This window comes from Glycomyces sp. NPDC048151 (assembly GCF_043202775.1).
GTDB lineage: Bacteria > Actinomycetota > Actinomycetes > Mycobacteriales > Micromonosporaceae > Glycomyces.
In genome coordinates, this window is record NZ_JBIDBB010000002.1 from 230,159 (window position 1) to 243,787 (window position 13,629).

Genomic DNA, 13,629 nt, shown 5'->3' on the forward strand with positions numbered 1-13,629 from the left:
CACGGTCATGACCGCCGGGCGGCCCGTGGAGGCCGTCCGGTGAACCACGTAGACGTCCCGCCCGGGCAGATCCTCGGCCACTTTGCGCACCGCCACGTCCTTGCGTTCGGCCGCCGCCATCCACGGCGCGACGGTCACCCCCAGGCCCTTCGCGACGAGCGTGAGGATCGTGTCGAGGCCCTCGAACTCCGAGACCGGCGCGCTGATGCCCTCGGTCCGCCACAGCCGCGCCAGCGCCATCCGCGAGGGCTCGCCCTCGGGGGAGGCGATCCAGGACTCGGCCGCCAGCGCGTGCGCCGACAGGACCTCCCTGACCGCCAGCGGATGCTTGGTCGGGAGGACGGCCACGAGCGGGTCGTTGACGAGGTGGTGGAAGGTGAGCGGGCCGCTCTGGGCGGGGCGGCGCTGGGCGGACCAGTCGTCGATGAGGGCCAGGTCGATCTCGCCGGAGCGGACGCGGGCGAGCGACTCGGAGACGGTGTGCTGCTGGAGCAGGACCATCTGGAGTTCGGGGTAGCGGCGCAGGCGGCGCACGATCGGGCCGGCGAGGGCGACGGCGACGGTGGGGAACGCGGTGAGGGTGACGCGGCCACGCGGTTCGGCGGACTCGGCGGCGAGGTCGGTCTCGGCGGCGTCGATCGCTTCGAGGATGCGGGCGGTGTGGGCGACGAGGCGGCGTCCGGCGTCGGTCAGCTGGGCGGAGCGGGCGGTGCGTTCGAGGAGGGACACGCCGGTCTCCTTCTCCAAGGCGGCCAACTGCTGTGAGACGGCGGAGGCGGTCTGGCCGGTCGCGACGGCAGTGGCGGCTATCGATCCCTGGGCCGCGAATTCGTAGAGAAGCCGCAGGCGGCGCACGTCGAGCATAAGGAAATCTTACCCTCGGCGAAAGGTAGAAATACTTGCGTTGATGCTCCGTCTGGGGGAGATTGGGGGCCGTCAGCGACCATCCACCAAGGAGTCACCCGTGACCGTCTCCGCCACCCTCGCCGCCAACGAAGCCATCGCCGCTCGCCGCGCCGCCGGACTGGAGGTGCTCGCGCTCGGCTTCGGTGAAGCAGGGATCCCGGTGCACCCCTTGCTGAGCCAGCGCCTCGCGAAGGCCGCCGGGAAGATCGCGTACGGGCCCGTCGCCGGGACCGACGAGGCCCGCGAGGCCGCCGCCGGGTACTGGACCCGCCGCGACAACCCGACCGAGGCGTCGCAGGTGCTCCTCGGCCCCGGCTCGAAGCCGCTCTTGTTCGCGCTGCAGCACGCCGTCGGCGGCGACGTGGTCCTTCCCCAGCCCGCGTGGGTGTCGTACGCGGCCCAGTCGCAGCTGCTCGGCCGCGAGCCGATCCGCGTGCCCGTCCCGCACGGCGAGGGCGGCGTGCCCGACGCGGCGCTCATGCGCGACGCGGTGCGCGAGGCGCGGGCGGCGGGTCGGGACCCGCGCCTGGTCGTGGTCACCTTGCCGGACAACCCGACCGGCCGCCTCGCCTCCGAGGCGTCGGTGAAGGAGCTGTGCGAGGCCGCGCGCGAGCTCGACCTGGTCATCGTCGCCGACGAGATCTACCGGGACCTCGTGTTCAAGGACGGGCCGTTCCCCTCCCCGAGCCGGTGGGCGCCCGAGCGGACGGTGACGACCACCGCGTTGTCGAAGAACTACGCGCTCGGCGGCTGGCGCATCGGCGCGGCCCGCTTCCCCGACTCGGAACTCGGGCAGCGGTTGCAGGAGACGGTGCGGGGCATCGCCTCCGAGCTGTGGTCCTCCGCGCCGCTGCCGATGCAGCACGCCGCCGCGTACGCCTGGTCTGACCCGGCCGAGCTCGTCGACCGGGTCGCCATGGCCCGCCGCCTCCACGGCGCGGTCGCGAACGCCGTCGCCGAGGTCTTCGCGTCCGTCGGCTGCGACGTGCGCGTCCCGCAGGGCGGGTTCTACGTGTGGCCGGAGTTCGGGCCGCTGCGCGCGGCGCTGGCCGAGCGCTGGGGCGTGCGCACCAGCGCCGACCTCGTCCGGGTCCTGCTCTACGAGTTCGGGATCGTGGTCATCGCCGGCGACGCGTTCGGGGACGACCCGGCGGCGCTGACGATCCGCGTCGCCGTCACGGGCATCTACGGCGACAACGACTCCGAGCGGATCGCGGCCCTGCTCTCAGACGACCCGCTGGAGATGCCGTGGATCGCCGAGAACCTGGACGGCCTGCGGGACAAGCTGAAAGCGCTCGTCGCCTAGCGGCTACGCGTGGAAGTGCTCGTAGACGACGATCGCGACCCACACGCAGACGACGACCACGACGAGCGCGGCGGAGAGGAACAGCGCGCCCACCACGCGCTGGATCTCGAGTTCGCGCCCGTCCTTGACCGGCCCGCGCCAGCGGCCGTAACGCCAGTGGTCCCGGCCGAGCTCGTCGTCGCCCACGTCGAGCAGGAGGGTCTGGAGGTCGGCGATGCTGTCGGCCTGTTCGGCCAGCCGCCGCCGCAGACGGTACTCCCGGGCGTCGATCATGCCCTTGCGCCGGGCCCTGGCGAGGCGGTCGAGGGCGATGCGCTTGTCGGTCCTGGAGGCCCGAGCGGCATATGCGTCCATGACATGCTCCCACCTGTGCTTTCTTCATCATCGCAGAGACGAAGGCCCTTTGCATGCCCTGTTTTCGCAGGTCGTAAGCATCGGGAGCACAGGCGCAACACGGGACGCGGCAGCCTCTCGGGCCTCACTCCAGGAGGGCGCTGACCGCCCTGGCGAGGTCGGTGTCCTTCGCGGAGACCTTGTTCCCCGCCGAGTGGGTGGTGGTGGAGACGCGCAGCTTGTTGTAGTTGATGGTCAGATCAGCGTGGTGGTTGCGCTGCTCGTTGAGGAAGCCGACGGCGCTCGCGGCGGCGAGGGCCCGGAGGTGGCCGTCGAAGGTCCAGGTCTGCTCGAGCTTGTCGCCGACGTGGGTCCAGCCGGGCAGTTCCGACAGCGCGAGCTCGATCTCGGCCTCGGTCAAGGGTTGGTCGCTCATACCCCGATTCTGACAGCTCTTCGCGATCAGTTCTCGTCGATGAGGCTTACTTTGCCCGTGTCCAGGTCGTAGACGGCGCCGACGACGAGGACGCCGTCGAGGTTCTCGCGGCGGCTCAGGTCGGCGACGGTGCGGCGCACCTGGAGGCGCAGCGCGCGCGAGGCGGCCTCCTCGGGGTCCTTCGTCTCCTCCCACGCCTGGGACGCGGGCTGCCACAGCTGCTCGACGAGGTAGCCGGTGCGCGGGTCGTGGGTGGCGTCCTCGACCGCGTGCAGGGCCGCGTTGATCGCGCCGCACCGCTCGTGGCCGAGCACGACGACGAGGGAGACGCCGAGTTCGGCCGCGCCGAACTCCAGAGAGCCGACGGCGGCCCGGTCCGGGACGTGCCCGGCGGTGCGCACGACCAGGAGCTGCCCGAAGTCGCAGTCGAACACGCTCTCGGCGGTCACACGCGAGTCGATGCAGGTGAACACGGCGGCGCTGGGGGTCTGGCCCGGGGCGGCCTCGCGGGCCGCGACGATGTCGCGCTTGTACCGGGGCTCGCCCGCCACGAATCGTCCGTTGCCCTCGAGGAGGGCGACGAGCGTGTTGGCGGCTTGGTGGTGCTCCATCAGCGAGGAGGCGGTCAGTTCTGGCACGCACTGAATGGTGCCGCACGATGCCGCCCGGCGCAAGGCGGACGGGCCGCCGGACACGCACCTTTTACAGAGCGCACGTTACCGTTTCGAGATGTGTTGGTCATTAACCAGGACTTGAAGCTCGCCTTACGCGACTCTATGATGAATACGTACTACCGCAATGGCATTTACCAGCGGTTTCACCACCCCACCAGTTTCTGGAGGAACCGTGCGCACCTATGGCGACGGCTGCCCTGCCGCCCACGCGCTCGACCTCGTCGGCGAGCGCTGGTCGCTCCTCATCGTCCGCGAACTGCTGCTGGGACCGAAGCGTTTCACCGACCTCCGGGCCGGCCTCCACGGGGCCAGCGCCAACGTCCTGTCCCAGCGCCTGCGCGAGCTCGAAGCCCACGGCGTCGTGTCGAAGCGGCGGCTGCCGCCCCCGGCCGCGTCCAAGGTGTACGAGCTCACCGAGTGGGGCCGCGACCTCGAACCGGTCATCGTGTTCCTGCTGCGCTGGGGCGCCCGCTCGGCCGCGATCCCGCTCGACGCGCCGATGGGCGCGGACGCGCTGATCCTCTCGATGCGGTCGCTGTTCATGCCCGTGGCCGCCCGCGGTTTCGACGCGGCCTTCGAGCTGTGGGTCGACGACCGGCCGTTCATCGCCGAGATCATCGACGCGCAGCTGCTCCTGGCCCCGGGCCGCCCCGAGCACCCGCACGCGGTGATCCGCACCGACGCCGAGACGCTCAAGCGCCTCACCCTCGGCGGCCGCAGCCTCGACGTGTCGCTGCACGCGGGCCGCGTCACCGTCCAGGGCGACCAGGCCATGGCCGAACGCTTCCTGGGCCTGTTCCGCCTGCCGGAACCGGCGCCCGCCTCCGCGGGGCCGGGCCCGGTCTAGCGAAGCACGCGGATCTCACCGGTGCCGCTGACCTTGGCGCGGCGGTCGGTGATGAGCATGTGCCCGGGCGCGTGGGTGATCGCGAACGGCAGCCTGGCCTTGACGACCGCTTCCTGAAGCGTCACGCCGCAGGCCCAGAACACGGGCACGTCGCCGTCGTGGAGGCGCACCGGGTCGCCGAAGTCGGGCTTGGCGAGGTCGCGGATGCCGATCGCCGCCGGTCGTCCGATGTGGACGGGCGCGCCGTGGGCGTACGGCATTTCGGCCGTGATCGCCGCCGCGTGGTCGGCCATCGCCCGCGGCATCGGCCGCATCGAGACCACCACCGGGCCCCGGAAGCGCCTGGCGCCCAGGGCCTTCAGGTTCGTGCGGTACATCGGCACGTTGACGCCCTGCTCCAGGTGGCGCAGCGGGATGCCCGCCCGCTCCAGGAACGGCTCGAACGTGAACGTGCACCCGGTCAGGAAGGTCACCAGATCCGAGTGCCAGAGGTCGGCCACGTCAGTGCGCTCGGCGACCAGCTCGCCCTTGCGCCACACCCGGTAGGCCGGCAGGTCCCGGCGCAGGTCCGCGCCGAACGCCAGCTCGGTCCAGTACCGGCCGGGCGCGACCACGTCCAGCAGCGGGCACGCCCGCGGATTGCGCACCGCGAAGCGCCGCAACGCGATCGCGTGCCGGGCGGGAACCGACACCAGGTTGGCCTGCACGTACCCCTGCGACCAGCCGCTCGTGACGGCGACCAGGCCGCCCCGGAACCGGGCGCGGGCCTCCTGCGGCTTGGTCTGGGACTCGGGACGCTGTCTCGTGAACATCGCTCCTCCTTCGCTCGATAACCCGAGCATCGTCTCGGCCCCGTCAAGACCTTCACGAGTCGTTCATGAGACACAAACCGGTACCTGCACGGTCACTCTGCGGAAACCCCTTGCAACCGTTCCCAATTGATCATGATCTGCCCATAGACTGGAATCGTCCCCATGTTTTGACGGCCGCACCTCGACTCCCCGGGAGGTGGACCGTGGACTTCGGCATCCTCGGGCCCCTGCAGCTGGCCTGGGAGGGCCTGCCCGTGGCGCTGCCCGGGCGGACCCTGCCAAGGCTGCTCGCCGTGCTGCTCCTGGAAGCCGGGCATGTCGTGCCCCTCCCGAAACTCGTCGACGCCCTCTGGGAGGAGACGCCGCCCGCCACCGCCCGCCGCCAGATCCAGAACACCGTCGCCAGCGCCCGCGGCCTCCTCCTCCCCATGGGCACCAGCGAGATCGAGACCGTCGGCGACGGCTACCGCCTGCGCGTGCGCACCGAGAAGCTCGACTCGCTGCGGTTCCAGCGCGCCGTCCGCATCGCCCGCGAGCAGGAGGCCGCCTCCGAACCCGAAGCGGCCCTGTTGAGCCTGCGCGAAGCCCTCGAACTGTGGCGCGGCCCGACCCTGGCCGGGCTCGGCGGCCGCGTCATCGAATCCGGGGCGCGCCGCTGGGACGAGGAGCGCGCCGCCGCCGAGGAGTCCCGCGCCGAACTCGAACTCGCGCTCGCCACCGGCGTCTCCGTCGTGGCCGACCTGCGCCGCGTCCTCGAAGCCCACCCCTACCGCCAGCACACCGCCGAACTGCTCATGACCGCCCTCTACCGCGAGGACCGGCCCGCCGAAGCCCTCGACGTGTACGAGTCCATCCGCAGCCAGCTCGCCGAAGAACTCGGCATCGACCCCGGCCAGCGCCTCAAGCACCTCCACACCGCGATCCTCCGCGACGACCCGTCCCTCAGGGCCGCACCCAGACCCGCCGCCCCCAAGGCCCGCGTCGCGCTCCCCGCGCCCGCGCAGCTGCCCTCCGACAGCATCCACTTCACCGGCCGCACCGCCCAGCTCGACACCCTCGACCGGCTCCTCGAAGGCGGCCCGCAGGTCGCCGTCATCTCCGGCATCGGCGGCTCCGGGAAGACCACCCTCGCCCTCCACTGGGCGCACCGCGTCCGCGAGCGGTTCCCCGACGGGCAGCTGTACGTCAACCTCCGCGGCTTCGACCGCACTCCCTCGCTCGCGCCGCTCGACGCCCTCGCCGGGTTCCTGCGGGCCCTGCGCGTCCCCACCGAGGCCATCCCCTCCGACCTCGACGAAGCCGCCGCGCTCCTGCGCTCCCGCCTCGCCGACACCCGCACCCTCCTCATCCTCGACAACGCCCGCAACTCGACCCAGGTCCTGCCGCTCCTGCCCGCCACCAACGGCTGCGTCGCCGTCGTCACCAGCCGCGGCCGCCTCCCCGACCTCGCCGCCGCCCACGACATCCGCCAGCTCACCGTCGGCGCCCTCGACGACACCGACGCCGTCCGCCTCCTCGAAGGCCTCATCGGCGCCGACCGCGTCACCAGCGAACCCGAAGCGGCCCACCGGGTCGCCGAACTATGCGGCGGCCTCCCCCTCGCCCTGCGCATCGTCGGCACCAACCTCGACGCCCAGCCCGGCACCACCCTCGCCGAGACCGCCACCGCCCTCGCCGGACACGACCGGCTCTCCCGCCTCGCCGTCGAAGGCGACCCCACCACCACCGTCGCCGCCGCGTTCGACCTCTCCTACCAGGCCCTCGAACCCGAAGAGGAACTCCTCTACCTCAACCTCGCGTACCTGCCGGGCACGGACTTCTCCAAAGGCCTCGCGTGCGCCCTCGTCACCTGGGAACCCGAAGCGGCCGAACGCCTCCTGGCCAACCTCGTCGCCGCCCACCGCATCGACGAGTACCGGCCCGGCCGCTACCGCTTCCACGACCTCGTCCGCGAATACGCCCGCCAGAAAGCCGAATCCGCGTTCGACCCCGCTGCGCTGCAACGGCTCCGCGAACAGGCCGTCGCCTGGTACGCGCAGGGCTCCACCCGGCTGCCCGTCCTGGAGTACCGCAACATCGTGGCCACCTTCCTCGAATGGAACGGCCACCCGCACGTCTCCCGGCTGCTCGCGCGCCTCATCTCCTTCGCCGACGCGGGCTACCGCGACGACGCCGCGAACCGGCGGGCGCTCTCGGACTCCCTCTACGAGCTGCCCGAACTCGCCTACGTCGCCGAACGCGGCATCGAGACCGGCACGCGCTCGGACGAGCCGATGGACGCCGTGCGCGCGTACGCGCTGGCCGACGCGGTCGCGTTCGCGTCCGGGGACCTCCACAAGTCAAAGGCGTACGCGGAGAAGACCCTCGAATACCTGCGCCTGACCCCGCACGGCGACCGCACGGGCAAGGCCCGCAACGACCTCGCGACCACGCTGACACAGCTCGGCCGGTACCGGGAGGCGGTGTCGCTGCTGCGCGAGGCGGTGGTCGCGGCCGAACGCAGCGGCAACCGCAAAGTACGCGTCGAGGTCCTCACCTCGCTGGGGACCGTCCTTCGCCGCATGGGGATCTTCGCCGAGGCCGAAGCGCTCCTGTTGAAGGCCCGCGACCTGGACGCGGCGGCAGACGACGGGCCGACCACCGTCTACCCGCTGCTGTCGCTCTCGGAGCTGTACGTCGACCAGGGGCGCATCAGCGCCGCCGAGAACCTGAGCCGCGAGATCGCCGAGATGCTGCGCGACCACCCGTCGAAGTACTACCAGTCGCGGCTGTACTTCCGGCAGTTCGCGGTCCACCGCGCCGACGAGGACAACCCGCGGGCCGAGGCAGCGCTGCTGCGCAGCCTCGAACTGGTCGAGCAGTTCAACAACTGGCGGCACCTGCTCATCTACACGTACTGGCTCGCGGACCTGTACGTCGACACCGAGCAGTTCGAGCAGGTGCGGGACACGCTGGGCCGGGTCGCGCACCTGGCCCGGTACGAGACCTCGGAGTCGCTCGCTGTCAAGGCCCGCGTGATGTGCAAACTCCATACAGCCGAAGGCGACCTGCCGCGGGCGATCCGCATGGGCCGCCAGGCCTGCGACGTCTTCGCGGCGATGCCCGACCCGCTGCGCCAGGCCCGCAGCCTCCTCGCCCTCGCCAACGCCTACCAGGCCGCAGGCCACCCCGAAGAAGCCGACGACCGCCGCGAAGAGGCCCGCACCCTCCTGGCAGGCCTGGGCATCGACCCCGGATTACCGCCGCAAGTCAGCTCGTACCAGCGCGCGGGTGAGCCGCCCCTACCAGGTGTTCTATATTCATAACGGTCGACGTTCGACAAATGTTGTACACTTGGTGGATGGCGATTGGCTTCCGTCCCACGGACGACGACGAACGGATCATCGAAAGCTTCAAACGCGAGGGCGAAAGCACCTCGGACGTGATCCGGCGCGGGCTCCGCAGCCTCGAACGACTCGCCTGGGAGGAAGAAGCCCGAGCCGACATGGCCCGCCTCGCACTCGAAGACCTCTCGGACGAACCGGATGCCTGGGAGTACGACCAGGACGGCAACGTGCGCGTCATCGGGACCGACATCGTCGTGCCGCCCCGCAAGGGAACCGAGCGGTGATCCGAGGCGCGGTCTACCCCATCGACCTCGGCGATGCCAAACGCGGCCATGAACAACGCGGTCGCCGCCTCGGCCTGGTCTTGAGCACACACCACGAATCCTGGAGCACCGTCACGGTCGTCCCGACCTCGACGAGCGCCCAAGCCTCCGCCTTCCGACCGGAGGCGATCGTCGCGGGCAGGCCGACGCGCATGCTGGTCGACCAGATGCGGACGATCGACACCCGGTACTTCACCGGCGACCTGGTCGACTTCCTCAACCGGGAAGACATGGAGCAGATCGAGTACGCCGTGGTCAGGTACCTCGGACTCATGGGCTGAAGCGCCGATTCCGCCCCTGACTTTCGTCAGGGCCAACTCAGGTCGTTCGACAGATGCGCCACCAGTCGCCCGATTCCTACAGTTGAGTCCACACCCACCGGATGAGACGAGGGAAGAGATGCACGCGATCAGGCAGCACGAATTCGGCGGCCCCGAGGTCCTCCTGTACGAGGAGGTGGCCGACCCCGAGCCCGGCCCCGGCCAGCTCCGCATCGACAGCCGCGCAGCGGGAGTCCACCTGCTCGACACGACCTTCCGCAGCGGCGACAAGAACGGCCCCTACCCGCTCCCGCCCCTGCCGATGATCCCCGGCCGCGAAGCCGCTGGGATCGTCGACGCGGTCGGCGAGGGCGTCGACCCCTCCTGGATCGGCAAACGCGTCGTCGCCCACCTCGGGTTCGCCTCCGCCGGTTACGCCGAGAAGGCCGTCCGCGAGGTCGCGAACGTCCACGAGATCCCGGGCGACGCCGGGTTCGCCGAGGCCATCGCGATGATCGGCACCGGCCGCACCGCGCTCATGGTCCTGTCCGTCGGCCCGGTCAACGCCGACGACGTCGTGATCGTGCCCGCCGCCGCAGGCGGCATCGGCACGCTCCTGGTCCAGGCCGCGAAGAACGCCGGCGCCTACGTGGTCGGCCTCGCGGGCGGCCCCGACAAAGTCCGCCAGGTCGCCGAGAACGGCGCTGACGCGGCGATCGACTACAAGGCCGCAGACTGGACCTCGGTGCTCGACAAGGCACTCGAGGGCCGCGAGGCGACCCTCCTGTTCGACTCGGTCGGCGGCGACACCGGCCGCGCGGCCTTCGACAGGCTGGGATTCGGCGGCCGCATGGTCGTCTTCGGCTGGTCCGCCGGAAAGGCCACCGAAGCCACGGTCGAAGACATCGTCGGCAGGGGCCTCACGGTCTCCGGCGCCCTGGGCCCGAAGCTCCTGGAGAAGCTGGGCGGCCTCCGCGCCCTCGAAGAACGGTCCCTCGCCGAGCTCGCGGCCGGGCGCCTGCGCCCCGCGGTCCACACCTTCAAGCTGAGCGAAGCCGCCGAAGCCCATCGCGCCCTTGAGAACCGAGGCACCACAGGAAAGGTGGTCCTGATCCCGTAGCAGGTTCCGTTACGGCCCTGCTTGATCCGGGTACGAAGCCGCCGCCCCGGCGGTGGGCCGGAGCGGCGGTCGGTGATCGGGTCGCTCGGCTGGGAGCCGGGCGGTTCGCCGGGACCATCTGGTCCCGACGCTCGATCGGGCCTTAGGAGGCGCGGGCGAGTTCGGCGGTGGTCAGGTGGTTCGGAACCACCGCGACCGGCTCGGCCTCGGCGTGGGCCCGGGCGAGCGGGACCGAGAGGGCTAGGCCCGCCAGGGCCAGCGCGACGCCGACGAGGATCGGCGCGGTCAGGCTCAGCCCGGCCGAGAGGGCAAGGCCGCCGAGCCAGGCGCCGTTCGCGTTGGCGAGGTTGAAGGCCGCGTGGTGCAGGGAGGAGGCGAGCGACGGGGCGGCGTGGGCGCCGTCCAGCAGCAGGCGCTGCATGATCGGCCCGACCAGCGAGGACGAGAGGGCCATCAGGAACACGCCCGTGATCGCCAGGACCGGGTTCGACATCGTGAAGTACATCATCAGCAGCACGGCGGCGATGGTGGTGAACGAGGCGAACAGGCCCTGGATCGGGGCGCGGTCGGCGACGTGGCCGCCGACGACGTTCCCGGCCGTGAGGCCGAGGCCGAACACCGCGAGGGTGATCGCGACGGCGACCGTGCCGAGGCCGGTGACGTCTTCGAGGATCGGCGTCAGGTAGGTGTAGGCCGCGAACATGCCGCCGAAGCCGATGGCGCCGGTGATGAGCGGGAGCAGGACGCGCTTGGAGCGGATCGCCCGGATCTCGTCGGAGGCCTTGGTGGGCACGATGACGCCGCGGGTGTCGGGCACCGTGGCCCAGATCGCGGCGGCGGCCACGAGGCCGAGCGCGGCGACGGCGGCGAAGATCCAGCGCCAGGAGAACTGGCCGATGAGCAGGGCGCTCACGGGGACGCCGACGATCGTCGCGACCGTGAGGCCGGACATGATCCCCGAGATCGCGCGGGCGCGCCGCTCGTAGGAGACCAGGCTCGCGCCGACCACCGCGGCCGCGCCGAAGAACGCACCGTGCGGGAGCCCGGCGAAGAACCGGGAGGCGAGCAGGGTCCCGAAGTCGGGGGCCAGGGCGGTGACGAGGTTGGCGACCGCGAACCACCCCATCAGAGCGATGAGCAGCGGCTTGCGGGGGACGCGGGTGGTGGCGACGGTGAGCAGCGGGGCGCCGAGGACCACGCCGATGGCGTAAGCGGAGACGGCGAGGCCGGCCTCGGCGAGCGAGACGCCGGAGGAGGCAGCGACCTGGGGCAGGATGCCCATGATGACGAACTCGGCAGTGCCGATGCCGAACGCGCCGATTGACATGGCGAACAGGGGCATGCGCATGAGAGCAGCTCCGTGGGGAAGAGAAGGAGGGTGAGAACGCTGAGGCTGTCACCGGCTGCTTCCTTGCCGTCCGGTCGCTGTCAGAAGCGGGAGGCTTGCGCCTCTGCACTAACTATAAATACACTCGCCCGCGGAGTAAAAGTCCCTGAGGTGAAATCTGAGCGTGATGTCCGTCGCCGCCGCGTTACGCCGGTGAACCGGGGGTTGCCGTAGTGACCGGCGTCAATGCCGCCATCGTCGCGAAGACCTCGGCCGTCCGCGAATCCGGTTGCGGCACATAGACGATGAGCCGGTAGCAGCTCCCGGGCACCTCCAAGACCTGGCAGTCGAACTCGAGCGGCCCGTACTCCTCGTGCACCACCCGCTTGGTCTGGACGGTCCTCACTCCGACCTCGTGGTCGGACCACACCTCGCCGAACTCGGGGCTGGTGCGCAGGAGGTCGTCCACGAGCTTGCGCAACACCGCGTCGCCGGGGTCGCGGGCGAGCGAGGCCCGCACATCCGCCACGCACTGGCGCAGGAACCCCGAATAGTCGGCATCGGCCAGCGCCGCAGCAGCGTGCGGACCGGAGAAGTTGGTGCGCAGGATGTTCCGCTGGTTCGGCGTCAGCTGCGAGAGCCAGCCCATGAGCCGGTCGGCCAGCGGGTTCCAGGCGACCATGTCGTAGGCGGCGTTGACGACGTACGCCGGGTAGTCGTCGAGTCCCGCCAGGAGGTTCAGGATGGTCTGCGGCACCTCCCGGACGGCGGCGCTCGTGTCCGGCCGCTCATCGACCAGGTGGTAGAGGTGAGCGCGCTCGTCGTGGACGAGCATGAGCGCCCGCGCCAGAGCCCCGAGCACCTGCCGCGACGGCTTCGGGCCCCGCGCCTGCTCCAGTCGGATGTAGTACTCGACCGAGATCCCCGCGAGCTGCGCGACCTCTTGCCGCCGCAACCCGGGCGTGCGCCGCCGCGCCCCATCAGGGAGGCCCACATCGCGCGGCTTGAGCGCGGCGCGGCGGATCTTGAGGAAGTCGGCGAGCTGCTGTCGGTCCATGCCGTCAATCCTGCTCCGAATCGCCGCCCGGAACCAGGTACAGGCGGTACCACCATAAACGGTCCTCTTTGCAAGGCCCGCAATCGCGAGCAGTCTCGTGGGCATGACCGAGAACAACACCACCAAGACCGTACTCGTCACCGGCGCCAACAAAGGCATCGGCTTCCACATCGCCCGCGCCCTCGGCGAGCAGGGCTACACCGTCTTCGTGGGCGCCCGCTCCGAGGAGCGCGGCGAGCAGGCCGCCACCCAGCTCCGCGAAGAAGGCCTCGACGCCCGCTTCCTCCACCTCGACGTCACCGACCCGGCCGTGGTCAACGCGGCCGCCAAGCACGTCAAGGACGAGTTCGGCAGCCTCGACGCCCTCGTGAACAACGCGGGCATCGCCCTCGCGGACGGCGGCTGGAACACCAGCGAACTGACCGTCGAGACCACCCGAAAGGTCTTCGAGACCAACGTGATCGGCGTCGTCTCAGTGACGAACGCGTTCCTCCCGCTGATCCGCGAGTCGGCGGCGGGCCGGATCGTGAACGTCTCCAGCGAGGTCGGCTCCTTCGGCTTCACCACCGACCCGAACCAGCCGTTCGCAGGCATGCAGGTCGGCGCTTACGGAGCTTCGAAGGCCGCGCTGAACATGCTCACGACCTCGTACGCGATCGAGCTGAAGGAGACGCCGATCAAGATCAACGCGATGACCCCCGGTTTCACCAAGACCGACCTGAACGAGAACAAGGGCTGGCGAGCCCCCGAGATCTCCGCCAAGGTCGCAGTCGACCTCGCCACCCTCAACGAAGACGGCCCGCACGGCGGCTTCTTCCAAGAAGGCCTCGACTACCACGCGGACACCACAGTCCCCTGGTAGCCACAAAAAACGGGCGGCCCGAAACGGGCCGCCCTTTCGC

13 protein-coding genes and 1 pseudogene are annotated in these 13,629 nt (G+C 70.8%); 7 read left to right on the plus strand and 7 right to left on the minus strand.

The features are described 5' to 3' along the window. Nucleotides 1-36: 36 nt before the first annotated feature. Nucleotides 37-864 (minus strand): annotated as a pseudogene (locus tag ACGGCP_RS04475) (LysR family transcriptional regulator); the annotation flags it as partial. A 100-nt stretch (nucleotides 865-964) separates the two neighbouring features. On the opposite strand from ACGGCP_RS04475, the gene ACGGCP_RS04480 reads away from it, so the two are divergent. Further along, on the plus strand, nucleotides 965-2,212 hold the full coding sequence (locus ACGGCP_RS04480) for a pyridoxal phosphate-dependent aminotransferase (protein WP_392960948.1): 1,248 nt from the start codon (nucleotides 965-967) through the stop codon (nucleotides 2,210-2,212). Nucleotides 2,213-2,215: 3 nt separating this feature from the next. On the opposite strand, the gene ACGGCP_RS04485 is transcribed toward ACGGCP_RS04480, so the two are convergent. The 3 genes from ACGGCP_RS04485 to ACGGCP_RS04495 form a co-directional block, all read right to left on the minus strand. After that, the gene (locus ACGGCP_RS04485) at nucleotides 2,216-2,566 is read right to left on the minus strand and encodes a hypothetical protein (protein ID WP_392960950.1); all 351 of its coding nucleotides are present in this window, start codon (nucleotides 2,564-2,566) and stop codon (nucleotides 2,216-2,218) included. A 124-nt stretch (nucleotides 2,567-2,690) separates the two neighbouring features. Beyond that, nucleotides 2,691-2,981: a 4a-hydroxytetrahydrobiopterin dehydratase gene (locus tag ACGGCP_RS04490; RefSeq protein ID WP_392960951.1), complete on the minus strand. Its 291-nt coding sequence runs from the start codon at nucleotides 2,979-2,981 to the stop codon at nucleotides 2,691-2,693. Between the two features lie 26 nt (nucleotides 2,982-3,007). Next, nucleotides 3,008-3,619, minus strand: coding sequence for a carbonic anhydrase (locus ACGGCP_RS04495; RefSeq protein ID WP_392960954.1), 612 nt, complete (start codon nucleotides 3,617-3,619; stop codon nucleotides 3,008-3,010). A 160-nt stretch (nucleotides 3,620-3,779) separates the two neighbouring features. Between ACGGCP_RS04495 and ACGGCP_RS04500 the strand changes: the two genes are divergently transcribed. Continuing rightward, nucleotides 3,780-4,502 carry a winged helix-turn-helix transcriptional regulator gene (locus ACGGCP_RS04500; RefSeq protein WP_392960956.1) on the plus strand — a complete coding sequence of 241 codons (723 nt, stop codon included), beginning with the start codon at nucleotides 3,780-3,782 and terminating at the stop codon, nucleotides 4,500-4,502. Here ACGGCP_RS04500 and ACGGCP_RS04505 read toward each other — a convergent pair. Continuing rightward, nucleotides 4,499-5,314: a putative hydro-lyase gene (locus ACGGCP_RS04505; RefSeq protein WP_392960959.1), complete on the minus strand. Its 816-nt coding sequence runs from the start codon at nucleotides 5,312-5,314 to the stop codon at nucleotides 4,499-4,501. The genes ACGGCP_RS04500 and ACGGCP_RS04505 overlap by 4 nt on opposite strands. Nucleotides 5,315-5,517: 203 nt before the next feature. Here ACGGCP_RS04505 and ACGGCP_RS04510 point away from each other — a divergent pair, with 203 nt between their 5' ends. From ACGGCP_RS04510 to ACGGCP_RS04525, 4 genes are all read left to right on the plus strand, one after another. Continuing rightward, on the plus strand, nucleotides 5,518-8,619 hold the full coding sequence (locus ACGGCP_RS04510) for a BTAD domain-containing putative transcriptional regulator (protein ID WP_392960962.1): 3,102 nt from the start codon (nucleotides 5,518-5,520) through the stop codon (nucleotides 8,617-8,619). 35 nt (nucleotides 8,620-8,654) lie between these two features. Then, the gene (locus ACGGCP_RS04515; protein WP_392960965.1) at nucleotides 8,655-8,924 is read left to right on the plus strand and encodes a hypothetical protein; all 270 of its coding nucleotides are present in this window, start codon (nucleotides 8,655-8,657) and stop codon (nucleotides 8,922-8,924) included. Then, nucleotides 8,921-9,244 carry a type II toxin-antitoxin system PemK/MazF family toxin gene (locus ACGGCP_RS04520; protein WP_392960966.1) on the plus strand — a complete coding sequence of 108 codons (324 nt, stop codon included), beginning with the start codon at nucleotides 8,921-8,923 and terminating at the stop codon, nucleotides 9,242-9,244. The genes ACGGCP_RS04515 and ACGGCP_RS04520 overlap by 4 nt, the downstream gene beginning before the upstream one ends. A 118-nt stretch (nucleotides 9,245-9,362) precedes the next feature. Beyond that, entirely contained in the window at nucleotides 9,363-10,343 is a 981-nt protein-coding gene (locus ACGGCP_RS04525) for a zinc-binding dehydrogenase (RefSeq protein WP_392960969.1), read from the plus strand. Nucleotides 10,344-10,485: 142 nt separating this feature from the next. Here the strand turns inward: ACGGCP_RS04525 and ACGGCP_RS04530 are convergent, their stop codons facing one another. Beyond that, on the minus strand, nucleotides 10,486-11,691 hold the full coding sequence (locus ACGGCP_RS04530) for an MFS transporter (protein ID WP_392960972.1): 1,206 nt from the start codon (nucleotides 11,689-11,691) through the stop codon (nucleotides 10,486-10,488). A 184-nt stretch (nucleotides 11,692-11,875) separates the two neighbouring features. Then, complete coding sequence (locus ACGGCP_RS04535; RefSeq protein WP_392960973.1) at nucleotides 11,876-12,727, minus strand: helix-turn-helix transcriptional regulator; 852 nt, start codon at nucleotides 12,725-12,727, stop codon at nucleotides 11,876-11,878. Between the two features lie 103 nt (nucleotides 12,728-12,830). On the opposite strand from ACGGCP_RS04535, the gene ACGGCP_RS04540 reads away from it, so the two are divergent. Then, the gene (locus ACGGCP_RS04540; RefSeq protein ID WP_392960974.1) at nucleotides 12,831-13,589 is read left to right on the plus strand and encodes an SDR family oxidoreductase; all 759 of its coding nucleotides are present in this window, start codon (nucleotides 12,831-12,833) and stop codon (nucleotides 13,587-13,589) included. The last annotated feature ends 40 nt before the right edge of the window (nucleotides 13,590-13,629 follow it).